This is a genomic window from Ferrovibrio sp. (assembly GCF_041906005.1).
Lineage (GTDB): Bacteria > Pseudomonadota > Alphaproteobacteria > Ferrovibrionales > Ferrovibrionaceae > Ferrovibrio.
Map to the genome: position 1 here is coordinate 666687 of NZ_JAYRJY010000001.1, position 24834 is coordinate 691520.

The 24834-nt window shown below is 65.4% G+C and carries 23 protein-coding genes; 12 read left to right on the forward strand and 11 right to left on the reverse strand.

All coding sequences use genetic code 11. The features are described 5' to 3' along the window. Window positions 1-58 precede the first annotated feature (58 nt). Window positions 59-2305, forward strand: coding sequence for a molybdopterin cofactor-binding domain-containing protein (locus ACE3OO_RS03280; RefSeq protein WP_374299673.1), 2247 nt, complete (start codon window positions 59-61; stop codon window positions 2303-2305). Here ACE3OO_RS03280 and ACE3OO_RS03285 read toward each other — a convergent pair. From ACE3OO_RS03285 to ACE3OO_RS03310, 6 genes are all read right to left on the reverse strand, one after another. Then, on the reverse strand, window positions 2302-2679 hold the full coding sequence (locus ACE3OO_RS03285; protein ID WP_374299675.1) for a DUF1850 domain-containing protein: 378 nt from the start codon (window positions 2677-2679) through the stop codon (window positions 2302-2304). The genes ACE3OO_RS03280 and ACE3OO_RS03285 overlap by 4 nt on opposite strands. Next, window positions 2679-4763, reverse strand: a complete 2085-nt coding sequence (locus ACE3OO_RS03290; RefSeq protein ID WP_374299677.1) for a TRAP transporter permease — start codon at window positions 4761-4763, stop codon at window positions 2679-2681. The genes ACE3OO_RS03285 and ACE3OO_RS03290 overlap by 1 nt, the downstream gene beginning before the upstream one ends. Window positions 4764-4860: 97 nt before the next feature. Then, window positions 4861-5823: a TAXI family TRAP transporter solute-binding subunit gene (locus tag ACE3OO_RS03295; RefSeq protein WP_374299679.1), complete on the reverse strand. Its 963-nt coding sequence runs from the start codon at window positions 5821-5823 to the stop codon at window positions 4861-4863. 49 nt (window positions 5824-5872) lie between these two features. After that, entirely contained in the window at window positions 5873-7717 is a 1845-nt protein-coding gene (locus ACE3OO_RS03300) for a glycoside hydrolase (protein WP_374299681.1), read from the reverse strand. 36 nt (window positions 7718-7753) lie between these two features. Then, a complete protein-coding gene (locus ACE3OO_RS03305) occupies window positions 7754-10408 on the reverse strand; it encodes a glycosyltransferase (protein ID WP_374299683.1) in 2655 nt (884 codons plus the stop codon). 192 nt (window positions 10409-10600) lie between these two features. Next, entirely contained in the window at window positions 10601-11086 is a 486-nt protein-coding gene (locus tag ACE3OO_RS03310; RefSeq protein WP_374299685.1) for an Lrp/AsnC family transcriptional regulator, read from the reverse strand. Window positions 11087-11216: 130 nt separating this feature from the next. On the opposite strand from ACE3OO_RS03310, the gene ACE3OO_RS03315 reads away from it, so the two are divergent. The 3 genes from ACE3OO_RS03315 (at window position 11217) to ACE3OO_RS03325 (ending at window position 13775) form a co-directional block, all read left to right on the forward strand. Next, entirely contained in the window at window positions 11217-12161 is a 945-nt protein-coding gene (locus ACE3OO_RS03315) for a DMT family transporter (RefSeq protein ID WP_374299688.1), read from the forward strand. Window positions 12162-12172: 11 nt separating this feature from the next. After that, complete coding sequence (locus ACE3OO_RS03320) at window positions 12173-12550, forward strand: VOC family protein (RefSeq protein WP_374299691.1); 378 nt, start codon at window positions 12173-12175, stop codon at window positions 12548-12550. Between the two features lie 103 nt (window positions 12551-12653). Next, window positions 12654-13775, forward strand: coding sequence for a pyridoxal phosphate-dependent aminotransferase (locus ACE3OO_RS03325; protein ID WP_374299693.1), 1122 nt, complete (start codon window positions 12654-12656; stop codon window positions 13773-13775). A gap of 1 nt (window position 13776) precedes the next feature. Here the strand turns inward: ACE3OO_RS03325 and ACE3OO_RS03330 are convergent, their stop codons facing one another. Continuing rightward, window positions 13777-14970: a class I SAM-dependent rRNA methyltransferase gene (locus tag ACE3OO_RS03330; RefSeq protein ID WP_374299695.1), complete on the reverse strand. Its 1194-nt coding sequence runs from the start codon at window positions 14968-14970 to the stop codon at window positions 13777-13779. 74 nt (window positions 14971-15044) lie between these two features. Between ACE3OO_RS03330 and ACE3OO_RS03335 the strand changes: the two genes are divergently transcribed. The 3 genes from ACE3OO_RS03335 (at window position 15045) to ACE3OO_RS03345 (ending at window position 16933) form a co-directional block, all read left to right on the forward strand. Continuing rightward, window positions 15045-15455 carry an HIT family protein gene (locus tag ACE3OO_RS03335; protein ID WP_374299697.1) on the forward strand — a complete coding sequence of 137 codons (411 nt, stop codon included), beginning with the start codon at window positions 15045-15047 and terminating at the stop codon, window positions 15453-15455. Window positions 15456-15472: 17 nt separating this feature from the next. Further along, complete coding sequence (locus ACE3OO_RS03340) at window positions 15473-15766, forward strand: SemiSWEET family sugar transporter (protein WP_374299700.1); 294 nt, start codon at window positions 15473-15475, stop codon at window positions 15764-15766. 90 nt (window positions 15767-15856) lie between these two features. After that, window positions 15857-16933, forward strand: coding sequence for a TAXI family TRAP transporter solute-binding subunit (locus tag ACE3OO_RS03345; RefSeq protein ID WP_374299702.1), 1077 nt, complete (start codon window positions 15857-15859; stop codon window positions 16931-16933). A 23-nt stretch (window positions 16934-16956) separates the two neighbouring features. Here ACE3OO_RS03345 and ACE3OO_RS03350 read toward each other — a convergent pair whose 3' ends face one another. Further along, window positions 16957-17604 (reverse strand): glutathione S-transferase family protein, encoded by a 648-nt coding sequence (locus ACE3OO_RS03350; RefSeq protein WP_374299704.1) that lies wholly within the window; start codon window positions 17602-17604, stop codon window positions 16957-16959. Between the two features lie 110 nt (window positions 17605-17714). Here ACE3OO_RS03350 and ACE3OO_RS03355 point away from each other — a divergent pair, with 110 nt between their 5' ends. Both ACE3OO_RS03355 and ACE3OO_RS03360 read left to right on the forward strand, forming a co-directional pair. Continuing rightward, on the forward strand, window positions 17715-19103 hold the full coding sequence (locus tag ACE3OO_RS03355) for a M17 family metallopeptidase (protein ID WP_374299706.1): 1389 nt from the start codon (window positions 17715-17717) through the stop codon (window positions 19101-19103). A gap of 121 nt (window positions 19104-19224) precedes the next feature. Further along, window positions 19225-19416 (forward strand): hypothetical protein, encoded by a 192-nt coding sequence (locus tag ACE3OO_RS03360; protein WP_374299708.1) that lies wholly within the window; start codon window positions 19225-19227, stop codon window positions 19414-19416. Between the two features lie 17 nt (window positions 19417-19433). Here the strand turns inward: ACE3OO_RS03360 and ACE3OO_RS03365 are convergent, their stop codons facing one another. After that, window positions 19434-20288, reverse strand: a complete 855-nt coding sequence (locus ACE3OO_RS03365) for a LysR family transcriptional regulator (protein ID WP_374299710.1) — start codon at window positions 20286-20288, stop codon at window positions 19434-19436. Between the two features lie 123 nt (window positions 20289-20411). On the opposite strand from ACE3OO_RS03365, the gene ACE3OO_RS03370 reads away from it, so the two are divergent. Then, window positions 20412-21407, forward strand: coding sequence for a zinc-dependent alcohol dehydrogenase family protein (locus tag ACE3OO_RS03370; RefSeq protein ID WP_374299712.1), 996 nt, complete (start codon window positions 20412-20414; stop codon window positions 21405-21407). A gap of 62 nt (window positions 21408-21469) precedes the next feature. Here the strand turns inward: ACE3OO_RS03370 and ACE3OO_RS03375 are convergent, their stop codons facing one another. Both ACE3OO_RS03375 and ACE3OO_RS03380 read right to left on the reverse strand, forming a co-directional pair. Further along, the gene (locus ACE3OO_RS03375; RefSeq protein ID WP_374299715.1) at window positions 21470-21913 is read right to left on the reverse strand and encodes a TfoX/Sxy family protein; all 444 of its coding nucleotides are present in this window, start codon (window positions 21911-21913) and stop codon (window positions 21470-21472) included. Between the two features lie 296 nt (window positions 21914-22209). Beyond that, on the reverse strand, window positions 22210-22974 hold the full coding sequence (locus ACE3OO_RS03380) for a GGDEF domain-containing protein (protein ID WP_374299717.1): 765 nt from the start codon (window positions 22972-22974) through the stop codon (window positions 22210-22212). A 176-nt stretch (window positions 22975-23150) separates the two neighbouring features. Here ACE3OO_RS03380 and purE point away from each other — a divergent pair, with 176 nt between their 5' ends. Both purE and ACE3OO_RS03390 read left to right on the forward strand, forming a co-directional pair. Continuing rightward, complete coding sequence (purE, locus tag ACE3OO_RS03385; protein WP_374299719.1) at window positions 23151-23660, forward strand: 5-(carboxyamino)imidazole ribonucleotide mutase; 510 nt, start codon at window positions 23151-23153, stop codon at window positions 23658-23660. A 1-nt stretch (window position 23661) separates the two neighbouring features. After that, window positions 23662-24747 (forward strand): 5-(carboxyamino)imidazole ribonucleotide synthase, encoded by a 1086-nt coding sequence (locus ACE3OO_RS03390; protein ID WP_374299721.1) that lies wholly within the window; start codon window positions 23662-23664, stop codon window positions 24745-24747. The last annotated feature ends 87 nt before the right edge of the window (window positions 24748-24834 follow it).

Below are 24834 nucleotides of genomic sequence, written 5' to 3' on the forward strand. Positions count from 1 at the left end.
CTTGGAGCTGTCCGGCTTGCCCTGTATCCTGTTCCGGTCCGTCGTCATGGAGTTGTCGATGCCGTCCGTCAGCCCCAATCGGCCTGCAGCCATATTCTCGCCCAGCCGCCGTGGCGTGTTGCGCGGTGCCGGGCTCACCGCCGGCGGCCTGCTGATCGGACTGGCCCTGCCGCCTGCGGCACGTGGCCAGACGGCGGTATCGGTACCACTGGTCGCGCGCCTCGATGCATGGCTGCATATCGGCCGCGACGACCGCATCACCTTCCTGATCGACCGTTCCGAGATGGGCCAGGGCGCTCATACCGGCCTCGCCACTCTGCTGGCCGAGGAACTGGATGTCGATCCCATGAAGGTGGTCATCCGCAACGCGCCGGCCGACAAGGCCTATCGCAATGTCTACATGATCAAGAGCATGCTCAGCGGCGGCAAGGCGGAAAGCCTGAGCGGCCTGCCGCTCTGGGGCCTGGAGCAGCTTGGCCGCCTGATCGGCCAGCAGGTGACCGGCGGCTCGACCTCGATCCGCGGCGGCTTCGACAGCCTGCGTCGCGCCGGGGCCGAAGCCAGATTTCGCCTGGTGCAGGCTGCTGCCGAGCGCTGGAAACTGCCGGCTGGGGAATGTGACACCGCCGATGGCATGGTGCTGCACAAACCAAGCAACCGCAGCCTCAGCTATGGCGCGCTGGCTGACACCGCTGCCGCGCTGGATGCCCCGAACGTACCTGTGCTGAAGCCGCGCTCGGCCTGGCGCCTGATCGGCCGGCATGACAAGCGGGTGGATACGCTCGACAAGATCAACGGCAATGCCGATTTCGGCCTCGATGTGCGCGAACCGGAGCAGCTTTTTGCCGCCATCCGCTGGGCACCCGCTTTTGGCGCCCTGCTGAAAACCCTGGATGACAGAGCCGCGCTGGCCCAGCCCGGCGTAAAGGCCGTGGTGCCGCTGGCAGACGGGTTTGCCGTCGTGGCCGACAACACCTGGCGCGCCATGCAGGCCTGCGATGCGGTGACGGCGGAATGGAACCGGCCGGAGGTGGATGGCGGCTTCGACGATGCCATGTTGTGGCGCCGACTCAATGCGATGGTCGACACCGAAGGCAAGGAGGCCCACAAGGCCGGCGATGTCGACAAGGCCCTGGGTGCGGCGGCGACCGTGATCAGCGCCGATTATCGCCTGCCCTTCCTGGCCCATGCCACGATGGAACCGATGAATGCCACGGTGCGCGTCGGTCCCGATGGCGTCGATGTGTGGGCGCCGACCCAGGCCCAGACCATGGCGCAGAAAGCCGCGGCGGCGGTGACGGGCGTATCGGAAGACCGCGTGCGCATCCACACGACATATCTGGGCGGCGGTTTCGGCCGCCGGGCCGAGGCCGATTTCATCGCCGTCGCGGCAACCGTGGCCAAGGCCATGATGGGCAAGCCGGTGCAGGTGATGTGGCCGCGCGAACAGGACATGCGTCGCGATTTCTATCGTCCCGCGGCATTGCATCGCGTGAAACTGGGCCTTGATGCCCAGGGCCGGCTGGTGGCCTGGAAACATGCGCTGGCCTCGCCGTCGATCATGAAGCGGATTTTCGTCGCCGCCACCTGGCTGGGACCTGACGAAACCGCCATCGAGGGCTGCCTCGACAACACCTACGCCATTCCCAGCACGGCACTGAAATACGTCAGCGTCGATACGCCGGTACCGGTCGGCTTCTGGCGCTCCGTCGGTCATTCGCATTCGGCCTTCGTGAAGGAGAGCCTGATCGACGAGGCGGCCCATGCGGCAAAGCAGAACCCGCTCGATTACCGCCTGCAATTGCTGGCCAGCCGGCCACGTCATCGCCGCGTGCTGGAACTGGCCGCCGAGAAAGCCGGCTGGGGATCGCCGCTGAACGAAGGCCAGGGTCGCGGCATCGCCCTGCATGAAAGCTTTGGCAGCATCGTCGCCATGGTTGTCCAGGTGACGATGCGCGATGGCGACGTTGCCGTCGACCGCATCACCATCGCCGCCGATGCCGGAACGGTGGTCAACCCGGCCATCGTGCAGGCGCAGCTATCCGGCGGCGCCATCTTCGGCCTCAGTGCCGCGCTGCACGGCAAGGTCACCCTGAAGGATGCCGCCGTGCAGGAAGGCAACTTCGACAGCTATCGCGTACTCCAGATGGCCGACACGCCGCCGATCGACGTGCATCTGGTGGACAGCGAGGCCCCGCCCGGCGGTATCGGCGAACCCGGCGTGCCGCCGGTGGCGCCGGCCCTGACCAACGCGATCTTCGCCGCCAGCGGCAAACGCCTGCGCGCGCTTCCCGTCGTCGTTTAAGGACAGGGCTTCAGGATCATGTTCTGATCCGGCGCACTGCCGGGGAAATAGCTGCCGACCGCCCGGCAATTGCCCTTGATGCAGATTTGCCAGTCGCTGCCGGTGTAGCCTGACCGCGTGAGGATCAGTTCGGGCTGTGCGGGCCGTTGCGGCCGCCAGATCCAGAAGCCGTTCTCCAGCGTCGCGCCGTCGCCCGGCTCCATGCCGGCGCCGCTGCCCTGCACGGCGGCAAGCTCAAGCTGCAGGCCGCCAGGCGTGGCGCGCCAGGTTTCGCGCCATTCGGTCTTCTGCACGCTGTGAGTCCAGCGCAGCTCGGCCATGTCGGCGCCGAGCACGGCAATCGCCGCCCCCAGCGCCAGACAGAGACCAGACATCAGGCGGCGGCCGGTGTGGCCTTCTTGGTCTTCCACCAATGATAGGCCAGCACGCCAGCAGCCAGGGCAAAACCAGCGATCTCGAACTCGCGGATACTGACCACCAGGAAGAAAGCGGCTGCCGTGGCGACAATGCGCTCCGGCCAGCCCATCCGGCCAATCAGCCAGGCGCTAGCGGCGCCGCCCCACAAGCCGACTGAAACCAGCGCCTTGAACAGCACATAGGTGGTGTCGAACCAGGTGCCGCCCTGCAGCATCAATGCCGGTGTATAGACCGCCATGAAAGGCACCACATAGCCGGCAAGGCCGATCTTGGTCGCGATCCACCCGATCGTCATGTGCGGCGCCTTGGCGATCGACTGTGCCGCCAGAGCGGCAAGCGCGACTGGGGGCGTCAGGTCGGCCATGATGCCGAAGTAGAAGCAGAACATGTGGCTGACGATCAGCGGCACGCCCATTTCCAGCAGCACCGGCGCGGCCATGGCGCTGGTGATGATGTAATTCGGAATGGTCGGCAGGCCGGTGCCCAGGATGATGCAGGCCACCATGGTCATGACCAGGGCCAGCAGCAGGTTGTCGCCGGCCACGGCCAGGATGCCGCGGGCGATATCGTTGGCCAGGCCGGTCAGCTGGGCGATGCCGATCAACACGCCGACCAGCGCGCAGGCCATGCCCACGCCGAGCGCGCTCTTGGCCGCGTCGGCCATGCTGTCGAGCAGCAGCTTCTGCGTCGCCACACCGCCCTTGATGAACCAGGTGCCGACCACCAGCACCGCCACCAGCAGGAAGCAGGCGCGTTCCAGTGCACCGCCCATCAGCTTGTACAGGCCGGCGGCGATGAAGCCGAGCACCAGCCAGAACAAGATGCGCATCACCATGGTTTTGGCCTGGCTGGTGACCTGGGCGCCAAGAATCAACGTCGCGGTCAGCGCCAGACCGACCACGCCCGCCAGCAGCGGGGTGAACCCGTGGAACAGCATGAACACCAGCACCACCAGCGGCAGGGCGAGGTACCATTTCTCCTTGATCGCCTGCCAGGCGCTCGGACATTCCGATTTCGGAATGCCGACCAGGTTCTGCCGGCCGGCCTCCAGATGCACCATCCAGAAAGCAGAGCCGAAATACAGCATCGCCGGTATCACGGCGGCCAGCGCGATCTCGGAATACGGCACGCCGATCGTCTCGGCCATGATGAAAGCGACAGCGCCCATCACCGGCGGCATGATCTGGCCGCCCATCGAGGCGCAAGCCTCCACCGCGCCGGCGAAGGCCGGCCGGTAGCCGAATTTGATCATCAGCGGAATGGTGAACTGGCCGACGGTGAGCACGTTGGCAACGCCCGAGCCGTTGATGGTGCCCATGAAGCCCGACGAGATCACCGCCACCTTGGCCGGACCGCCTTTCTGGTGGCCGACGGTGCCGAGCGCCACCTTGTTGAACAGATCGATCATGCCCGCCCTCTCAAGGAAGGCTCCGAACAGGATGAACAGGAAGATGTAGGTTGCCGAAACGAAGGTTGGCGTGCCGTAAACACCCTCGGTACCAAGATACAGCGTATCGATCACCTGATCGAAATCGAAGCCGCGATGCATCATGAAGCTTGGCAGCGAACGCCCCCAGAGCGCATAGGGAATGAACACCGCGCACATCAGCGGCAGTTCCCAGCCCATGATCCGGCGGGCGCCTTCGAAGATCAGGATAACGACAATGCTGCCGACCACGATGTCGGCCAGGATCGGATCGCCGGCCCTCTGGATCAGGTCGGCCTCGAATACCCAGTGATAGAAACCAAGCGCAAAGCCGCCAATGGCGAACAGCCAGTCATACCACGGCACGTGGTCGCGCTTCTGCCGCTCGCTGAAGCGGAACAGGATGAAGGTGAGCAGCAGCAGGAAACCGACATGCAGGCTGCGCAGGATCTGCGACGAAACCGGATTGAAGGCTGCGGTGTAGACCTGGAATAGCGAAAAGGCGACCGCGATCAGGAAAACGATGCGCCCCGTCATGCCGGTGAATTGCCCGACGCCGTGGCCGGATTCCTTGTCGATGAAGGCCGGCGTCTCGTTAGCGGTGGCTGCGGTCATGACGTCTACTCCGGATATTCTTGCAGGCTCTTTCTAAACGAAACGCCGGCACCCGTTTCCGCGGTGCCGGCGCTGATCTTGCAGGCTGTGCCGATGCTTACTTCAGCACGCCCTTTTCCTTGTAGTACTTGATCGCGCCCGGATGCAGCGGCACCGGCGAGTTCTTCGGGCCGTTTTCCAGGGTGATCACCTTGGCGGCGGCATGGGCCGCATGCAGCGCGCCGAGATCGTCGAACAGCGCCTTGGTCATCTTGTAGGCAAGGTCATCGCTGATCTTGTCGTTGGTGACCAGGAAATTGTTCACCGCCACGGCCGGAATATCGGCACCCTGGCCGTTATAGGTATTGGCCGGGATGGTAGTGGCAACATAGGCCGGATCGCCGATCTTCGGCACCAGATCTGCCGGCACGGCCACCACGGTTATGGCGATCGAGCTGGCGAGGTCGCGGATCGAGGCGACACCCAAGGCGGCCGACTGCAGGGTGACGTCGATCTGGCGGTTCTTCATCAGGTCGACCGATTCACCGAAGCCGAGATACTCGACCTTGGAGAAATCCTTGTAGCTGAGGCCGGCGGCGGCAAGCACCGCGCGGGCATTCAGCTCGGTACCCGATTTCGGCGCGCCGACCGAGATGCGCTTGCCCTTCAGGTCGGCCAGGGTCTTGATGCCGGAATCGGCATTGGCAACGATCTGGATGTAGTTGGGATAGATCGCGGCGATGGCGCGCAGGCTGCTCAGCTTGGTCGTGAAGCCGGCATCGGCCTTGCCGTTCCAGGCGTCACTCAGCGAGTCACCCAGGGTGAAGGCGATCTCGCCCTTACGCGCATGCAGCAGGTTGAGGTTTTCGACGCTGGCCTTGGTCGGCTGAACCTGTACCTTGGAATTGGGGATCGCCTTGGCATACACGTTCGACAGCGCAACGCCGATCGGATAATAGGCGCCTGAAGTGCCACCGGTCAGGATGTTGATGAATTCCTGTGCCTTGGCCGAGCCGCCAGCAACGACAAGGGAAAGGGACAGCGCCGCAGCGGCGACAAATGTCCGACGGGTATGGCTCATAAGGTTCCTCCCAGAACTTAACGTTGCGTCATACAGGTGAGCGTCGGTTTTACCGGCTGGGGGAGGATTGGGCAATTGCTTTGTCTGCCGCCCCGCCTCTGGCAGCGGCCTCTGTGCCGGTCACGGCACGGACCATCAATAGGTTACCCAGCAGCGGCAGCGCATAGAGCGCCATGATGACACACCAGTAAATGGCCTCGCGGTTGTGCAGGGTCTCGATCAGCAGGACCAGCACCGGCAGACTCAGCAGCAGAAACACCAGCATCGCTTCCCAGCCCAGCCGCAGCCCGGCAACAGCTGCAGTGGCCGGACGCGTGAAGCCCGCGGCCAGGGCAAAGCTGGCCAGGCCGCGCTCGCGCCCGCCACTGAGCAGCCGCAGCATGATGAATCCGGCGATCGGCAGAAGGAAATAATCGATCGGGAAATCGCGGTAGCGGCCAGCCACCACCTGCATGACGCCGTGATAGACCGCCCACAGCGCCAGCAGGCCGTAAATCCATTCCGCCAGTCGCGCGCGCTGCAAAGCCGCATGGCTGGCCAGCGTGGCGGCATCGGCCCGCGCGCGGCCGATCCCGACATAGAGCGGCGCAAAGCGCCGCAGATCCGCAAGGCTGGTTCCCAACGGCCGCAATGGCGAAACGCCGGGATCGCGACCGGCCAGACGATCGAGCAGCTCGGCGAACAGCAAGGCCGCGAACACGCCCTGGATGGCGGCCAGCACGGCGAATTCGATCAGGTGACGCGGCGAGTAGTTGTATTCCAGGCCATGTTCGATGGTGGCACCCAGCAGGATGCCAAGTCCTTGCGCGAACAGCACGGCCGTAACCATGGCGCGTGGCGGCAGGGCGGCAAGCTGCTGTGCCCGCACCACCATCAGGATCAGGGCCAGCAGCAGCGACAATCCGGCAAACAGCGGCCATTGCGGCAGATTGGAAACCTTGCCGCCGATGTCGTATTTCGGCTGCCGCACTTCATCCAGCACACCCCAGGCCGCACCGACCGTGCCTTCCAGGCGTTCCTTCCATGGCTGGTCGAAAGCCTCGACCAGGTTGTAGGACAGCTTCTCGCGCTCGGCCAATTGCAGGAAGTCGGTGATGAAACCGGCCGCCTCGATGGGCGACGGGATCGCCTCGCGGCGCGACCGGCCCTGGCTGGGCCAGCCCACCTCGCCGATCACCACCGGCTTGCCCGGCAGCCGGGCCTGCACCGTGCGATAGACATCCATGATATGCGGCATGGAATGCGCCACGCTGATCGGCATGTCTTCCCAATAGGGCAGGAAATGCACGGTGACGAAATCGACCTCGTCCAGCAATTGCGGGAAGCGCAGCCAGAATTCCCATACATCGGCATAGGTGACGGGCTGTTTCACCGCGGCCTTCACCTTGCGGATCTGCGCGATCAGCTGATCGACCGTGAGGTCCTTGCGCAGCAGCACCTCGTTGCCGACGATCACCGACTTGATGGTGTCGGGATACTGGTTGGCGAGCTTGATCCCCGCCTCCACTTCGGCTGCATTGATATCGGGTTCGCGTCCCAGCCAGATGCCCTGCATCACCTGCAGGCCGTATTGGCCGGCCTTGGCCGGCACGATCTCCAGGCCCTCGCGCGCCGTGTAGGTGCGCACGCCCCTGGTGATGCCCCGCAGGCTGGCCAGATCCTCTTCCACCTGCGCGGCCGACGGATAAACCTTGTTCAGCGGCCCCTGCCCCCGCCGGAATGGCGCAAAGGACAGGCTTTCGATCATGCCCACTTTCGGCCCGGCTGGATCATGGCCCACCTGCACCGGACGATTGGGCAGCCACCAGGCCAGGATGGTAAGACCCGCCGCCAGCGCGATGCACAGCAACAGCAGCAGGAAACGGGTGGCCGGCTTCGGCGTCGGCGCATGCATGTCTGAATCCGTTACGCTAGAGAACAGCCGCCGCCATTACTGGGCCGGCGTACCTTCCACAGAGGAGGCCGGCGCAGCCGGCACCGGCACGGACGATACTGGCACGGGCGCCTCTTTGCTCGGCGGTTTCGGCGCGGTGCTGATCGCGGCCAGCACCAGCGAGGCCCAGTATGGCACCGACTGGGCCCACATCACGATCGCCCACAACCGCGCTTCCGGATCCTCGCCGCCCTGGAAATTCCACATGCCAATGCCGGCCAGCACCAGCAACGCGCCCAGCAGCACCTCTTCCTGCGCCATGATCAATGCCTGCACGAAGGCGGCCTGGTCTTCATGCTTGGGCGTGCGGATGAAGGGCAGCTTGGAGGTGAACAGGCCATACAGCATCGCCTTGGCGATGGTGTAGGTCAGCGCCAGACCGGCGAGGCCCGCCCCCAGGCGCTGGCGCAGGGTGCAGGGCACACGGATCTTGTAGAGCCAGAGGAACTGCGCCAGCTTGGCGCCGAACACCGCCACCACCGGCAGCAGGAACAGCGCCAGCGGCAGTTCGAAATACTTGGGCAGCACCAGCACGCCGACTGTCCAGGCCAGCGAGGCGACGGCGAAAACCAGCCCCAGCGCGTCGGCAAACCACGGCATCCAGCCGGTGATGAAGTGATAGCGCTGCATCGGATCCAGCTTGCGGTCGCTGCCCGGCAGCATGTCGCGCCAGTGCCGTTTGATGATCTGCACCGCACCATAGGCCCAGCGGAAACGCTGGCTCTTGTAGCCGCCGAAGCTGTCCGGGGTCAGGCCATAACCGAAGCGGCGGTCGGTGTAGACCGAATGCCAGCCGCCGGCCAGCAGGCGCAGGCCCATCTCGGCATCCTCGCAGATGCACCATTCCGCCCAGGGGCCGACATGCTCGATGGCGGCGCGACGCACCAGCGTCATGGTACCATGCTGGATGATCGCGTCGCGTTCGTTGCGCTGGACCATGCCGATCTGGAAAAAGCCGGCATATTCCCAGTTGATGAATTCCTTGAAGGTATCGTCCTTCCAGTCGTAATGGTCCTGCGGCGCCTGCACGAAGCCGATATCGGCGCGGTCGAAATACGGCACCAGGGATTTCAGCCAGTCGGGCTCGACGAGGTAATCGGCGTCGATCACGCCGACGATCTCGACATCCTTGGCGGTATGGCGCAGCGCGAAGTTCAGCGCGCCCGCCTTGAAGCCCTTCAGGGGCGAGACGTGGAAGAAACGGAAGCGTTCGCCCAACTGCCGGCAGTATTCCTCGACCGGCCGCCAGACTTTCTCGTCCTTGGTGTTGTTGTCGATCACCAGCACTTCGAAATTCTGGTAATCCAGCCGCGCCAACGCATCCAGCGTCTGCTTCAGCATCTCGGGCGGCTCGTTATAGGCCGGGATATGGATCGAAACCTTGGGCCAGCTGCGCTCGACATCGGTCTTGAAGGGCAGGAAATGGCGCTGGCGCCGGCTGGCCCAGATCACTTCGGAAAGCTCCAGCCCCTCGGCCAGCACCACCATGAACAGCAGCAATAGCAATGGCAGCAGCATCGCCCACATCAGCGCGATACCGGGGCTCATGTAACTGCGCAGGCCGGAATCCACCACCATCACCAGCGCGCTGGTGACGATCTGGATCAGCGCGATGAAGAAAAAGCGGCCGGAGAAGCGCAGGTCGGCCCAGCGCGCCAGGAACCACGCCATCAGCGGCAGGGCCAGCAGGATCGAGGCGGCCGCCAGTTGCGGCCAGTGCGGCCGGTCGCTGACCGGACCAACCATGGGGAATTTCGGCGTGCGGTCGGCGTTATAGACGCCCCAATAGGCGCCCACCGAGCCTTCGATGTTGCGTTTCCACGGCTGGTCGAAGGCTTCCTGGATGAAATAATCGAGGCCGCGCTGATTGGCGATGTTGAGGAAGGCGCGCAGGAAGGCGGCCTGGCTGGTCGGGCTCGGCACGGCATCGCGGCGGATGCGGCCTTCCGACGGCCAGCCGATTTCAGTGATCACCACCTTCTTGGTCGGGAAGGCATCCTTGACCTGCTGATAGCGCGACAGGGCATATTCCACCGCCTTGTCCGGCGCCTGGCCTTCCCAGTAGGGCAGCAGATGGATGGCGATAAAATCGACCTCGCGGCCGAGCTGCGGATAGCGCAGCCAGATATCCCAGGTTTCCGGCGTCGAGACTTCGACATGCTTGCCGCGATTGGATAGTTCGGTGCGGACCCGGCGGATGTATTCCACCAGATCCTGGATCGGCATGTCGGCGCGCAGCAGGGTTTCGTTGCCGACCAGCACGCGACGGATGTTGTTCTGCGTCGCGACCGTCTCGATCAGCTTCTTGATTTCCTCCTCGTTGCGTTCGAGGCGGCCATCCAGCCAGCTACCCTGCATCACTTCCAGACCGTAACGGCCGGCGATCTTGGCGATCTCGCCCTGACCATCCAGCGTCGAGTAGGTGCGGATCTGCTTCACCTGGCCGGACAGGATCTGCATGTCCTGCTCGATCTCGGCCTCGGAGGGATAGCGGTTGTTGCGCGGATCCTGGTCGCCGCGGAACGGCGAATAGTCGACGCCGTTGATCACCTCGCCCCAGGGCCGCGGCTCGATCGAACGGTTGAGATAGGCCCAGCCAGCCAGATTGAGGACGGCAACCAGGAAAAGGACAAGAAGTCCCGAATAGCGCATGACAGCCTGCAGCTAGATACGAACCACGACCCCGGCCGGCAGCGCTCCGTATCGTCCCGCTCCGCCCCATGCGGCTTTCCGGCGGGGCAGTGATTAGGCAGGCAATATGGCGGCTTTGCGGCAGTCGCCGGACTATACGGTGACACCCGAAAAGAGTCGAGGGGACGGCGGTTTACCGGCCGCCGGCCGGGCTCACTCGGGCGCCAGATGGCTCAAGGGCAGCGCGGCGTCGGTCTTGACCTGCCGGATGACGAAATTCGACCGCACATCCTTCACCATCGGCAGGCTCAGCAGCCGCTCTGTGAGCAGCGTTTCATAGGCCGCCAGGTCGGGCACCACCACCTCTGCCACGAAATCGGCCTCGCCCGACACCATATGGGCCGCCACCACTTCCGGAATCGCCTCCAGCAGGCGCTGATGCATGGCGGCATTCTCGGTGGAATGCTTCTCCACCTTGATATCGACATAGACGGTGAGGCCCAGCCCGACCTTGCGGCGGTCCAGCACGGCACGGTAGCCGCGGATATAGCCGTCCTGCTCCAGCCGTTTCACCCGCCGCAGACAGGGTGATGGCGATAACCCGACCTCTTCGGCCAGGTCGACATTGCTGAGCCGCCCGTTGCGCTGCAGGGCGGCCAGGATCTTGTGGTCGAAGGCGTCGAGGTCCGAACTTGGCATGATATGCCCAAAAAAGAACTATAAAATTCAGAATATTGCTCTGATTATGACGAAATGAGCATAAATAGCAAGGACATGCCTGGGCCAATGCGACATCCTGCCGCCACGCAACCTTCCTGGATTCCGAGCCATGACCACTGACAGCAGCCTCGCCGCCCCCACGTCGTCAACCCGGCCGGACTCTGCCCGCCTGCTGGGCGCCGCAGCCGCCTTGTTCACCGTGATCCTGTGGGCGGCCGGTCTGGTCGCCACCCGCTTCGGCGTCACCGGCAGCCTGACATTGTGGGACGTCGTGTTCCTGCGCCTGCTGCTGCCCGCCGTGATCCTGCTGCCCGTGCTGCTGCGCCATCCCCCGCGGGCGGAAGGGCGGACGGGCTGGCCCCTGCTGCTGGCCGTGCTGGTGGCCGGCGCCGGCCTGCCCTTCATGCTGGTCGGCAGCGGCGGCATGGTCTTCGCCCCCGCCGCCCATGCCGGCGCCCTGATGCCGGGCAGCATGCCGCTGTTTGCCGCGCTGCTGGCCGTGCTGCTGCTGGGAGAGAGATTCACGTCATCGCGTCGCCTGGGCATCGCGCTGATGCTGATGGGCGCGATGGCCGTCGGCGGCTGGCAGGTGCTGCATGATGCGGGCGACACCTGGCGCGGCGACCTGATGTTCGTGGCGGCCGGTGCCATGTGGGCCTGCTACACGATTGCGATGAAAAAAAGCGGCCTGGGAGTCTGGCAGGCCGCCGGCGTGGTCTATGTGGTCTCCTGCCTGGCCTACACGCCGGTCTATCTGCTGGCATTGGAGAGCCGGCTGCTGGTCGCGCCGCTGTTCGAGGTTGGCGTGCAGCTCGCCCAGTCGGTCGGCTCCGGCCTGCTCAGCATGGCCGCCTATGGTTTTGCCGTGCGCCGCCTGGGCGCGGCCAGTGCCGCTGCCTTTGGCGCCCTGACCCCGGCCCTGACCGCCCTGCTCGCCATCCCGCTGCTCGGCGAATGGCCCGAGCTTGTCACCTGGGCCGGCATCGCCGCCGTCAGCCTCGGCGTCGCACTGGCGAATGGCGCATTTGTCCGTTATGCTCCTCCTAACCGTTAAGGAGGTTATACATGTTCGACCATGTTTCCATCGGCGTGCGCGACCTGGCCGCGTCGGGGCGTTTTTACGATGCCGTGCTGCTGCCGCTGGGCTACAAGCGGCTCTATGAGGGCGCGCATGGCCTGGGTTATGGCCGTACCCGGCCGCAATTCTGGCTCGACACCAGTCCCAGCCCGGTGCCCGACGATCCGAAGTCGGGCCTGCATATCTGCTTCCGGGCCGATACGCGCAGTGCCGTGGATGCCTTCCATGCCATTGCCTTGGCCCAGGGCGGCCGCGACAATGGCGCGCCGGGCCTGCGGCCGCAGTACACGCCGACCTATTATGCCGGCTTCGCCTTCGACCCCGACGGCTATCGCATCGAGGCCGTCACCTTCTCGGTGGATTGACACCAGCATGCTCGCCAATGCCGATCGCGTTTTGACCACATCTCTGCCTGGGCCCCAGCCCGCCCCCTTGGCTTCACCGCGCAGCGACGTGGAGATCTACCAGATGTGGGAGATCTTCAAGGCGGTGAATGCGCGGGTGAAAGCCGGCGGCGAAGTGGTGAATCTGCTGGTGGGCGAGCCGACCCTGCCGCCGCCGCAGGCCGCCATCGCCGCGGCCCAGAAGGCCCTGGGCAGCGGACGGCAGCTTGGTTACACCGAGGCGCTGGGCATCATGCCTTTGCGCGAGGGCATCGCGAACCTGTATCGCCGCCGTCATGGCCTGGATATTCCGGCGTCGCGCGTGGCCGTCACCATCGGCACGTCGTCGGGCTTCATGCTGGCTTTCCTCGCCTGCTTTTCCGCCGGCGACACCGTGGCCGTGGTGGAACCCAGTTATCCCGCCTATCGCGGCACGCTGAAGGCGCTCGACCTGATCCCGCATCGCGTTGCCACCGATGCCGCCACGCGCTTCCAGGTCACGCCGGCGATGATCGCCAGCCTGCCGCCACAGGTGAAAGGCATTGTGGTCGCCAGCCCGGCGAATCCCACCGGCACCATGCTGTCGGCGGCCGAACTGCGCGCCATCTATGATGCCTGCCGCCAGCGCGGCCTGTGGCTGATCGTCGACGAGCTGTATCACGGCGTCACCTACGACCAGCCGGCCGACACGATCCTGGCCGCCGGCGACGACGCCATCGTGATCAACGGCTTTTCGAAATACTGGGGCATGACCGGGTGGCGGCTCGGCTGGCTGGTGCTGCCCGAACGGCTGGTGCCGCGCATCGAGGCGCTGCATGGCAGCCTGCAGATTTCCGCGCCGACGCTCTCCCAGCTTGCCGGCGTCGCCGCCCTGGATGCCGACGGGGAACTGCAGCCCCGCGTGCTGGCCTACAGGCGCAACCGCGATGCGCTGCTCGCCGCGCTGCCGCGTTTCGGCATCACGCGCTTCGCGCCGCCCGACGGCGCCTTCTACCTCTATGCCGATATCGGCGATTTCAGCGACGATTCCGTGGCTTTCTGCAAGCGCATGCTGGAGGAAACCGGCGTGGTGACCGCGCCGGGCGTGGATTTCGACACCGCCGATGGGCACCGCTTCCTGCGCTTTTCCTTCTGCATGGATGCCACCGTGGTCGACGAGGCGATCCGCCGCCTGGAGCCGTGGTTCAAAAGCCTGAACCGGCGCTAGCTCAGTCGAGCTGCAGGATCTGCCATTTCAGATAGGCGCTTTCCGGCAGGTGCGGATGCACCGGATGGTCGGGCCCGGCGCCGCCCTGATAGAGGATGCGGCCGCTGCGGCCGGCATTGCTCAGGCCGATCGCCACTTCCTTGGCGAACAACTCGCCCGGCAGCAGATGGGCGCAGCAGGCGACAAACCACAATCCGCCCGGCGCCACCAATGGCGCGGCCAGTTTCGCCAGCTTGCGATAGGCGCGGCTGCCCGGCCCGAGATCCTTGCGGCTTTTGACGAAATTCGGCGGATCGGTGACGACGATCCCGAAGCGCGCGCCGGACTGGCCCAGCTTCTCCAGCGCGTCGAAGGCCTCGCCTTTTTCGAAACGCGCGATTTTCGCCAGGCCATTCTGCTTTGCGGCGTCCGTCGCCTGCGTCAGCGCCAGGTCGGAACGGTCGATGCCCAGCACGCTTTTCGCGCCGGCCTTCGCCGCTGTCAGGGCGAAGGCGCCGGAATTGCAGTAGCAGTCCAGCATCTCCTGGCCTTTCGCCAGCGAGGCCAGAATGGCCCGGGCGCCGGCGAGGTCGAAATACCAGCCGGTCTTCTGCCCTTCCAGCAGATCGAGGGCAAAGCGCACGCCGCCTTCCTCGACCAGCGCCGGTTTGTCGAGCGCGCCGGCCGCGAGCCGGATGTCCTGCTCCAGACCCTCCAGTTTGCGCACGGCGGAATCGTTGCGCAGCACCACCGCGCGCGGCTTGAACTCGGCCCGCAGCGCATCGACCAGCATGGGTGTGAGCATCTCGGCGCCGGCCGTGTTGACCTGCAGGCAGAACACGTCGTCGTAACGATCGATCACCACGCCAGGCATGCCGTCGGCCTCGGCATGCACCAGTCTGTAATACGGGGAGGAAAAGCAGCGATCCCGGAGCATTTTTGCGGATTGCAGCCGGGCGCTGAGGAAGTCTGCATCAATGCGCGCCTCGGTGTCGCGCGACCACAAACGCGCCGCGATCAGCGAATGGGGATTGAAGCTTGCGACGCCGATACCCGCACCATGAGCATCGAACAGCCGCACCAACACACCTGCCGGCAGTGCTTTCGCCGTGGCGTCGAGTTCCAGCTCGTTGGAGTACACCCAGGGATGTCCACCCTTCACACGGCGCTCTTCGCGCGCTTTCACGCGCAATACGGGCAGCGTTTTCGCGGCCATGGACAAATCCTCTGTGAATGGTTTATCAGCCGATACGCGACGCGTATCGCTCGTTCAGAAAGCGAAGATAGACGATGTTCACCCTGCATGACCAGTTGCGCCGGGATACTCTTCCGGTCTGCCGCATGAAGCTTTGCCTCGTGCAGTTGATGAACGACGCCCAGTATCCCTGGCTGGTGCTGATCCCCGCGGTGGAAAACATCACCGAGATCCACGAGCTCAATGAAAAGCAGCGCAAGCTGCTGATCAACGAGATCGCCCAGACCCAACGCGTGCTGCAGCATTGTTTCGAACCACACAAGCTGAATGTTGGCGCGCTTGGCAATATGGTGCCGCAGTTGCACGTCCATGTCGTCGCCCGTTTCCGCGAGGACCCGGCCTGGCCGGGGCCGATCTGGGGCAAGCTGCCGGCCCGGCCCTATGAGGACACCGCCCTGCGCAGCGCCATCGCCCGGCTGCAGAACGCCTTCATTACCCGGGTCTGACCGCCTATACTGCGGCCATGTCTGCTGAACTCGTCGAATCGACCGGCCTGCTCGCCGGTTTCCTCACCACGCTGGCCTATGTCCCTCAGGTTCTGAAGGTGTGGCGCACGCGCACGGCGCGCGACATTTCCCTGATCATGTTCCTGCTGATGAATATCGGCATCGCGCTGTGGCTGATCTACGGCCTGCTGATCGGTTCGCCCGGTCTGATCGCCGCCAACCTGGTCACGCTCGGCCTCACCGCCGCCGTGCTGGCCGCCAAGCTGAAATTCGACCGCCCCTTCAGCCGATCCGGCCGGTCGCGGGAATAGCCGCCCGCCTGCCTTCGGCGGATCCGCCATATCGAAGCTGTCACCCAAGCGTTGCTGGTCAGCCGCCGGCACCGGGCGTATAAACGCCTGATGCGTCGCCGCGATTTCCTCACCAGCACGATCGCTTTGGGCCTGGCCCAGGGTTTCGGCCGCGCCTATGCCCAGGATACGTCCTCCCCCGCCGCGCCGCCCGCCGCCACTCCGCCCGCCGCCGCGCCGGCGCCCGCCACGCCGGTCACCGGCGGCTTTTTCCGCATCCTGACCGGTTCGGCCCATACCACCGCCTTTCCGGTCGGCGTCACCATCGCCTCCGCCATTTCCAATCCGCCGGGCAGCCGGCCCTGCGACAAGGGCGGCTCCTGCGGCGTGCCCGGCATGATCGCGGTGGCGCTCTCCAGCGCCGGCTCGGTCGCCAACCTGGCCGCCGTGGGCAACGAAAGCATCGAATCCGGTTTCGCCCAGGCCGATCTGGTGTTCAGTGCCTGGCAGGGCGAGGGCCTGTATTTCCGCCGCGCCAAGCAGGCCAATCTGCGCGTGCTGGCCAACCTCTATCCCGAAACGGTGCATCTGGTGGTCCGGCGCGGCAGCGGCATCGCCGAGTTGCGCGATCTGGTGGGCAAACGCGTTTCCATCGACCGCGGCGGATCGGGCACGCGCTTCAATGCCGAGATCATCCTGGCCGCCTATGGCGTGCGGCTGCAGCAGGTGAAGGTTCTTGAGGTCGATCCCGGCGAGGCGGCCGACCTGATGGCCCGCGACGAACTGGATGCCTTTTTCCTGATCTCGGGCCAACCGGCCCCCACGGTGGGCGACCTGACCGACCGCAAGATCGCCGATCTGGTGCCGCTGTCGGGCCGCCAGATCGAAGGTGCCCTGCGCCGGCATCACTTCTTCAGCCGCGACCTGATCCCGGCCCTGACCTATGCCGACGTGGCGCAGACCGAAACGGTCAGCATCGGCATGCAATGGGTGGTGCCGGAAAGCCTGGACCCCGATCTGGCTTACGAAATCCTGCGCGCACTGTGGCATCCGCAGAACCGCCGCATCCTCGATGCCGGGCCGGCCATGGCGCAGAAGATCCGCCTGGGCACGGCCCTGCTCGGCGTCTCCACGCCACTGCATCGCGGCGCGGAACGCTTCTATCGCGAGATGAAACTGATCACCTAGACCGGCTCAGGCCCCCTCGGGCATCAGGCCTCGGGCAGCGGTTCTTCTTTGGCGGCGGCCGCGATCCATTCCTGCATTATCGGCAAGGCATAGATGGCATCCACATAGGCCGCGCTCACCGGATCCATCGCCACCCCATAGGTGCGGAAGCGGGTAGCCACCGGTGCATACATGCAGTCGGCGAGGCTGAAACGACCGAACAGGAAATCGCCATCCTTGCCGAACCGGCCGCGACAATCCTGCCAGACCTGCTGGATGCGGGCGATGTCGAGCCTGGCCTCTTCCGAGGCAATCCCCGACGCCTTGCCCAGGCGACAGATATCCATCGGCAGGTCGCGGCGCAGGGCGACGAAGCCCGAATGCATCTCGCTCATCACGCTGCGCGCCACGGCACGGGCACGGCGGTCCTCGGGCAGCAGCTTGGCCTCCGGCCATGTCTCGGCGATATACTCGCAGATCGCCAGACTGTCCCACACCAGCAGGTCGTCATGTTTCAGCACTGGCAGCTTGCCGGCGGCGGAATGGCTCAGGATGTTGGCCTTGCTGTCGGGCTGCCGCAGCGGGATCAGCACCTCGGCGAAGGCCTGGCCGGCGGCCTTCAGCGCCAGCCAGGGCCGCAGGCTCCAGCTTGAATAGTTCTTGTTGCCGATGACGAGGGTGAGTTTGCTCACGGGAGGCTCCTGATGATGGCAGCGTATTTCGTTCCGGACGCGCAGCCCTTATAAACGAGGCAGGCCCGTTCGCCCAGACATCGTCCTTCTTTCAGCTTCCCGAGGCTAAAGTGACCGCCACCCTCACCGCCAAGGCCGCCGCCGCCATCCCCGTCGAGACCTGCACGGCCAAACAATGGCCGACCCGGCTGGCGCGCGAGAAGACCGCCGTGGCCGGTCAGGCCGAAAGCCAGGGCTTCAAGGCCAGGCCCGGCCAGGTGCTGGTGCTGGCCGATGCCAGAACCGGCAAGCCCGCGCGCGTGATTGCCGGCCTGCCCGAACAGCCCGACCTGTGGTCCTATGCCGCCATCGCCGCCGCCCTGCCCGGCGGCGAATACCGGCTCACCGATGGCAAGGCGGGTGATGCCGCGGCTTTGGGCTGGACGCTCGCCGGTTATCGCTTCGATCGCTACAAGAAGATCGAGAAGAAATCCGCGCGCCTGATCTGGCCGGCCAAGGCCAACAAGCAGCGCGTGGTGGCGCTGTATGACGGCATCGTGCTGGCGCGTGACCTGATCAACACGCCGGCTGGCGACATGGGCCCGGCCGAACTGGCCGAAGCGGCCCGCGCGGTCGCCCTGATTGGCGGCGCCGACTTCAACTGCATCATCGGCGAAGAGCTGCTGGACCAGAATTATCCGATGATCCATGCGGTCGGCCGCGCTTCGCATCGCCTGCCCCGCCTGATCGACATCCGCTGGGGCAATCCCAAGCACCCGAAACTCACCCTGGTCGGCAAGGGCGTGTGTTTCGATACCGGCGGCCTCGACCTCAAGCCCTCGGCCGGCATGCTGCTGATGAAAAAGGACATGGGCGGCGCGGCCGTGATGCTGGGGCTGGCCGCCGCGATCATGGCGATGAAGCTGCCGGTACGGCTGCGCGTATTGATCGGCGCCGTGGAGAACAGCGTCTCGGGCAATGCCTTCCGCCCGGGCGATGTGCTGCACAGCCGCAAGGGTTTGACGGTGGAGATCGGCAATACCGACGCCGAAGGTCGCCTGGTGCTGGGCGATGCGCTGGCCGAGGCCGATTCCGAGAAGCCTGACTGGCTGATCGATGCCGCCACGCTCACCGGCGCGGCCCGCGTCGCCGTTGGCCCGGACCTGCCGGCTCTGTTCAGCACCGACGATGCCATGGCGCAGGCATTGCTGGATGCCGGCCTGAGCGTGGGCGATCCGCTCTGGCGCCTGCCGCTGCACCAGCCCTATCGCGAATATATCGAGGGCAAGGTCGGCGATATCAGCAATTCGGGCGACACGCCTTTCGCCGGTTCGATCACGGCGGCCCTGTTCCTGAAGGAATTCGTCAGCAAGACGAAATCCTATGCCCATCTCGATATGTTTGCCTGGAACCCCAAAGCCCGCCCCGGCCGGCCGCTCGGCGCCGAAGCCACCGGTCTGCGCGCGCTGTATGCGGCCATCGAAAAGCGATACGGCGAGAAGCGGCACGCCAAGCGCTGAACAAGTCAGGTCACAACAGGGTCACAGGGGTCACAGCCTTATCGGCGGCGCGAATCAGCCGCCGCCCCTAATCTCCGCCCATGCCGCCGCCAGATGCGGCACAACAAAAACGGAGACGACCATGACTCTGCCCGGCACCTCTCCTGGCGCACCGTTCTTCATCGCACTCGCCATTGTCCTGTTCTTCTTCGTAGCCGACGGGCTGGTGAGCTGGGGTGCCATGGATTGGGTCGAGGCGGCGGGCATCGCCGCCCTGTTCAGCAGCCTGCCGCTGGTCCAGGCGCTGCGCGACACGCGCCGGCAGGAAATCTGATCATTTGTCCTGGCGCCTCAATTCGCCAATCGCGCAATCACCAGATCCAGCAGGGCGCGCAGGCGCGCCAGCCGCCGCAGGTCGCGATGATACCCGATCCAGGTGATGCGGCCGGGCGGTTCCTCTCCCAGATCGACACGCTCGAGTCCGGCAAGCCCATCGCCCAGCGGCCGCGGCAGCACCGCCAACCCAACACCCTGCGCGCACAGGCTGGCCTGCACATCGCGGTTGTTGCTGCGGATCGCCACCCGGGCCTGCGGCAGCAGGCGACGCAGCCATGCCACGTCGGGCATGCCATCGAACGCGGTGTCCATGGTCACCAGCGCAGCGCCGCTGCCATCGCCGGGATGCGGATGCGGCATTCCGGCGCGGGTATACAGGGCATAGCTCACATGCAGCAGGCGGCGTGAGATCACCTCCGCCTCGTCGAAAGGCGCGATGCGGAACACCATGTCGGCTTCACGACGCGACAGACTGTAGAGCCGGCTGTCGGTCAGCAGCTCGACCTCGACACCGGGATGAAGCTGTTTGAATTCCGCCAGCACCGGCGCCAGCATGTGCAGGCCAAACCAGTCCGAGGAGGACAGTCGCAGACTGCCCTCCAGTTGCTGCTCGCGCCCGGCCAGTTGCCGCTGGAAGGCCAGCACCTCTTCCTCCACCCGCTCGGCATGACCAAGCACCGCAGCGCCTTCGTCCGTCAAAACGAAACCGTCGCTGGTGCGCTGGAACAGCGTCTGTCCCACTGCCTGCTCCAGCGCGCGCAGCCGCCGACCCATGGTGGGCTGGGTCTGCCCCAGCCTGCGCGCCGCCTTGCCCAGGGTGCCCTCGCGGGCGACAGCCAGGAAAATCCGCAGATCGCTCCATTCCAGCATCGCCGCACTCCGCCACATCCATGCAAAAATGCATGGATAGAGAACATTATCTTTAATTTCCAAACACATCAATCCGGTTCACCTTGCTCCTCGCCACCTCAACCCAGACCGATGGAGACCATCATGGCGAAGACAATGAATGCCCTTATCCTGGAAACCCACGGCACCCCTTTCCGCAGCACCGAAATCGCCAGGCCGCAGCCGCGCTCGGGCGAGATCCTGGTGCGGATCGCGGCGAGCGGCGTGAATCCGCTCGACCTGAAGATCCGCGCCGGCCAGGCAGCCCATGCGCGCCATCCCTTGCCCGCCGTACTGGGCCTGGATCTCGCCGGCGTGGTCGAAGCCGTCGGTCCCGGTGTTGTCGGCTTCCTGCCCGGCGACGAAGTGTATGGCATGACCGGCGGCGTTGGTGGCCTGCAGGGTTCCCTGGCCGAATATGCCGTGGTCGATGCCACCCTGCTGGCGCCCAAGCCGGCCAATCTGACGATGCGCGAGGCCGCGGCCATGCCGCTGGTCTTCATCACCGCCTGGGAAGGTTTGGTCGACCGCGCCCGCGTGCAGGCCGGACAGAGCGTGCTGGTGCAGGGCGGTGGTGGCGGCGTTGGCCACATGGCCATCCAGATCGCCCGCGCTTTCGGCGCCGAGGTTTATGCCACCGACAATGCCGAAAAGCGCGACTTCATCCAGCAGCTCGGCGCCACCGCCATCGACTTCCGCACCAGCGATGTGGAGGATTATGTGACGCGCTACACCGCGAGCCGCGGTTTCGATCTGGTCTACGATACCGGCGGCGGCCCGATGCTCGACGCCTCGTTCAGGGCCGTGAAGCATTTCGGCCATGTGGTGAGTTGTCTGGGATGGGGCACGCATGCGCTCGCGCCGCTGTCTTTCCGCGCCGCCAGCTATTCCGGCATCTTCACCCTGGCGCCGCTGCTGACCGGCGAGGGCCGCTCGCATTACGGCGACATCCTGCGCGAGGCCACCAGACTGGTCGAAGCCGGCAAGCTCAAACCCAGCCTTGATCCGCGGCATTTCGGCATGGAACAGGTGGAAGCGGCTTACGCGGCCATCGAAAGCCGCACTGCCAATGGCAAGATCGTGGTCAATATCGCCGCCTGATCCACGCGGCGCGAAACATCAGGCCCGGATTTCAGGACCGGATTTCTGACCCGGCCGCGCGATCATCGGCGCGGCCGGGTCTTTTTCACTGCTGCGGCCTTCTTCACGGCAGCCTTCTTCACGGCAGCTTTCTTCACAGCGACTGTCTTCGCCCTCTTGGGCTTTTCCGGCTTGGCCGTGCGCCGCGACGCCGCCAACGCGTCATGCACCCAGTCGCGCAGGTCGGCGGGATCGAGCAGCACATCCTCGGGCAGTTCATACCAGCGTTCGATGGCCTGCTGCGCATCCTTGCGGCTGTAGCGGAACGGCCCCATGCCGGCCTCGATGAACCGCGGCCGGGTCTGCTCATCCACCACGAAATACAGCGCACCGCGCAGGATCACGCCGAACAGCAGGCCATCGATCCGCAGCCCGCTGCCGCTGAACAGCCGCTCGCGCGTCACCGGCCCGACCCGGGCGGCGTTCAGGCAGTCCAGCACATAGGCGGCGAAATCGTCCGTAGGCATGGCCTCTTGCCTCCAGGAAATTGTTCTTTATATGTTCTATATATTCTTACCGTTCTTGGCTATCGTCAATATGCATCCGAACCGGGACGATCTCCGGTCGCCAGAGCCTCAGACGCCCGGCGGCACGCCGCAACAATTGGCCACTTTTGGCGATGATTGGCGATCATTGGCTAAAATTGGCGATGATTGGCAATTATTGGCGAGGGTGTGGCCACCCTTTCAGCCAAAATAAGCCGGATGGAAATCAGGATTTCCCGGATTACCAGGCCGGACCAGGCCCCGGATCAGGCCCCGGATCAGGCTCTGGCGGCGCGGCGGGCCAGTTTGTGGCTGTACATCATCTGGTCGGCGGCAGCCAGGGCCGAGCCCGGATCCTCGCCGGGCTTGAGCGGATAGACGCCATAGGCGGCATCCAGCGGCAGGCTCTTGCCTTCCCAATGCAGCGGCCGGCGGCGGATCGCCTCGGCCAGATGATCGGCCTTCTCGCGGCCCTGCTGGGCATCGGTCTCGCTTAATATCACGCCGTATTCGTCGCCGCCGAGGCGGGCGATCACGTCCACCTCGCGGGTGTTGTCGAGCAGGATCTGGCCCACCTGGATCAGGGCGGCGTCGCCGGCGGCATGGCCGTGTTTGTCATTGATCTCCTTCAGACCGTTGAGGTCGAAATAGATCAGGCAGGATGGTCGGTTGTAGCGTTCGACATGGGCCATGGCGCGAGACAGCTCGCGCACGAAGGCGCGCCGGTTATACAGCGGCGTCAGCGTGTCTCGATCCGCCAGGCGCTCCAGTTCGGCCAGGCGGTGGCGCGTGCGGTTCAGTTCGTTGCGCAACTGGTCCACCTCGCCCATCAGCCGCATGATGGCGTCGCGCACGCGCGGGGTGAGTTCGGGTTCGGGGATGCCCATCACCGTGGCGGTGACGGCCGGCTGGCCGGCGGCCTGGGCCGGTGCCGCGGCCTGGCTCGTCGCCACGGCAACCGGACGCGCCCCGCCGCCTGACGCCCCTATGGGCGCGGCGCCGGGCCCGAGCCCCACCGGTCGACGATCCTCGATCTTGGTCATGCTCCGCCTGGTCGGACGGTATCCTGCCTTAGTCTTGCCTCGGCAGGCGTTAACAAAGCATGGATCGGCCGGCCTTGCCACCACGGCCGGCCCTGGGCTGTCTCCTGCCGGCGGCACCGCTTTACAGGCCGACCCCGCCCCCTATAATCCGCCGCTTTCCGCGACAGGAGCAAACGATGGCGGCGCGTAAAGGTTCGTCCGGCCAGAAGCCTTTGGTCGGCATCATCATGGGCAGCCAGTCCGACTGGGCGACCATGGAACATGCCGCCGAGATTCTGAAGGTGCTGAAAGTCCCGGCCGAACACCGCATCGTCTCGGCCCATCGCACGCCGCAGCGGCTCTATGATTACGCCCATGGCGCGGCGGGCCGCGGCATCCAGGTGATCATCGCCGGCGCCGGCGGCGCCGCCCATCTGCCCGGCATGGCTGCCGCCATGACGCATCTGCCGGTGCTGGGCGTGCCGGTGGAAAGCAAAGCCCTCAAGGGACTCGACTCGCTGCTTTCGATCCAGCAGATGCCGGGGGGCATTCCGGTCGGCGCGCTGGCCGTCGGCAAGGCTGGCGCCATCAATGCCGGCCTGCTGGCCGCCGCCATCCTGGCGCTGAACGACGCGGCCCTGTCGAAACGCCTGCAGGCCTGGCGCGCGAAGCAGACCAAAGCCATCAAGCTGAAGCCCACCGCCTGACATGAGCGCGCTTCCGCCCGGCAGCATGATCGGCATTCTCGGCGGCGGCCAGCTCGGCCGCATGCTGGCGATCGCGGCCGCGCGCCTGGGCTATCATTGCCATATCTTCTGCCCGGAAGCCGATCCGCCGGCGGCGGAAGTCGCCGCGAAACATACCCGCGCCGACTACACCGATGCCGCCGCCATGGCCGCTTTCGCCAGAAGCTGCGCGGTGGTGACCTACGAATTCGAGAATATTCCCTTCGAACCGGTGCAGGCGATCGCCGGTCTGGTGCCGGTGCGGCCGGGCACCGAAGCGCTGCGCATAACGCAGGACCGTTTGTTCGAGAAGGATTTCTGCACCAGTCGCGGCATCCATACCGCGCCCTATCGCGCCGTCGCCAACACGGCCGATCTGTGCGCCGCTGCCGACGCGCTGGGCCTGCCTCTGGTGCTCAAGACCCGCCGCATGGGCTATGACGGCAAGGGCCAGTACAAGGTCACCGCCACCGAAGATGCCACGCGCGCCTTCGCCGCGCTGAAATCCGACGCGCTGATCGCCGAGGGCTTCATTTCCTTCCGGCGAGAATTGTCGGTGGTGCTGGCGCGGGGGCTGGATGGCAGCATCGCCTCATGGGGCCCGGTCGAGAACATTCATCGCAACCATATCCTGTGGCGCACGCATGCCCCGGCCGTGATCGAGCCGGCGCTGGCAGCGCAGGTGGAGCAACTCGCCACCAGCCTGGTCGAGGGCCTGGATTATGTCGGGGTGCTGGCCGTCGAGCTGTTTGATTGCGGTGACCGTATCCTGGTCAACGAGCTGGCGCCGCGCGTGCACAATTCCGGGCATTGGACGCTGGATGCCGCCGTCACCTCGCAGTTCGAGCAGCATATCCGCGCCGTCTGCGGGCTGCCGCTGGGCTCGCCCGAGCGCCTGTGCGATGCCGTGATGGAAAACCTGATCGGCGACGAGATCGATGCCTGGCCCGCCCTGCTCGCCGAACCCAACGCCAAGCTGCATCTGTATGGCAAAGCCGAGGCCCGGCCCGGCCGCAAGATGGGGCATGTCACCCGTCTCTACCCAACGGGGCAGGCACCACAACCTTAAGTCACGACAATATTGTCGTCTTTCCCTTGGCGGGCGGGCGGCACTGGCCTATATTCTGAGCAAGATGTCTCCAGGCCGCCGAGAACG

Bases quoted from the DNA above. Each gene is read 5' to 3' on its own strand.
- ACE3OO_RS03325 (WP_374299693.1), top strand. From the start codon at position 12,654: ATGTGGGAGATCTTCAAGGCGGTGAATGCGCGGGTGAAAGCCGGCGGC.
- ACE3OO_RS03390 (WP_374299721.1), top strand. From the start codon at position 23,662: ATGAGCGCGCTTCCGCCCGGCAGCATGATCGGCATTCTCGGCGGCGGC.
- ACE3OO_RS03290 (WP_374299677.1), bottom strand. From the start codon at position 4,763: ATGACCGCAGCCACCGCTAACGAGACGCCGGCCTTCATCGACAAGGAA.
- ACE3OO_RS03300 (WP_374299681.1), bottom strand. From the start codon at position 7,717: ATGCATGCGCCGACGCCGAAGCCGGCCACCCGTTTCCTGCTGCTGTTG.
- ACE3OO_RS03310 (WP_374299685.1), bottom strand. From the start codon at position 11,086: ATGCCAAGTTCGGACCTCGACGCCTTCGACCACAAGATCCTGGCCGCC.
- ACE3OO_RS03330 (WP_374299695.1), bottom strand. From the start codon at position 14,970: ATGGCCGCGAAAACGCTGCCCGTATTGCGCGTGAAAGCGCGCGAAGAG.
- ACE3OO_RS03285 (WP_374299675.1), bottom strand. From the start codon at position 2,679: ATGTCTGGTCTCTGTCTGGCGCTGGGGGCGGCGATTGCCGTGCTCGGC.
- ACE3OO_RS03315 (WP_374299688.1), top strand. From the start codon at position 11,217: ATGACCACTGACAGCAGCCTCGCCGCCCCCACGTCGTCAACCCGGCCG.
- ACE3OO_RS03340 (WP_374299700.1), top strand. From the start codon at position 15,473: ATGTCTGCTGAACTCGTCGAATCGACCGGCCTGCTCGCCGGTTTCCTC.
- ACE3OO_RS03360 (WP_374299708.1), top strand. From the start codon at position 19,225: ATGACTCTGCCCGGCACCTCTCCTGGCGCACCGTTCTTCATCGCACTC.
- ACE3OO_RS03305 (WP_374299683.1), bottom strand. From the start codon at position 10,408: ATGCGCTATTCGGGACTTCTTGTCCTTTTCCTGGTTGCCGTCCTCAAT.
- ACE3OO_RS03370 (WP_374299712.1), top strand. From the start codon at position 20,412: ATGGCGAAGACAATGAATGCCCTTATCCTGGAAACCCACGGCACCCCT.
- ACE3OO_RS03380 (WP_374299717.1), bottom strand. From the start codon at position 22,974: ATGACCAAGATCGAGGATCGTCGACCGGTGGGGCTCGGGCCCGGCGCC.
- ACE3OO_RS03335 (WP_374299697.1), top strand. From the start codon at position 15,045: ATGTTCACCCTGCATGACCAGTTGCGCCGGGATACTCTTCCGGTCTGC.
- ACE3OO_RS03375 (WP_374299715.1), bottom strand. From the start codon at position 21,913: ATGCCTACGGACGATTTCGCCGCCTATGTGCTGGACTGCCTGAACGCC.
- ACE3OO_RS03295 (WP_374299679.1), bottom strand. From the start codon at position 5,823: ATGAGCCATACCCGTCGGACATTTGTCGCCGCTGCGGCGCTGTCCCTT.
- purE (WP_374299719.1), top strand. From the start codon at position 23,151: ATGGCGGCGCGTAAAGGTTCGTCCGGCCAGAAGCCTTTGGTCGGCATC.
- ACE3OO_RS03320 (WP_374299691.1), top strand. From the start codon at position 12,173: ATGTTCGACCATGTTTCCATCGGCGTGCGCGACCTGGCCGCGTCGGGG.
- ACE3OO_RS03345 (WP_374299702.1), top strand. From the start codon at position 15,857: ATGCGTCGCCGCGATTTCCTCACCAGCACGATCGCTTTGGGCCTGGCC.
- ACE3OO_RS03280 (WP_374299673.1), top strand. From the start codon at position 59: ATGCCGTCCGTCAGCCCCAATCGGCCTGCAGCCATATTCTCGCCCAGC.
- ACE3OO_RS03365 (WP_374299710.1), bottom strand. From the start codon at position 20,288: ATGCTGGAATGGAGCGATCTGCGGATTTTCCTGGCTGTCGCCCGCGAG.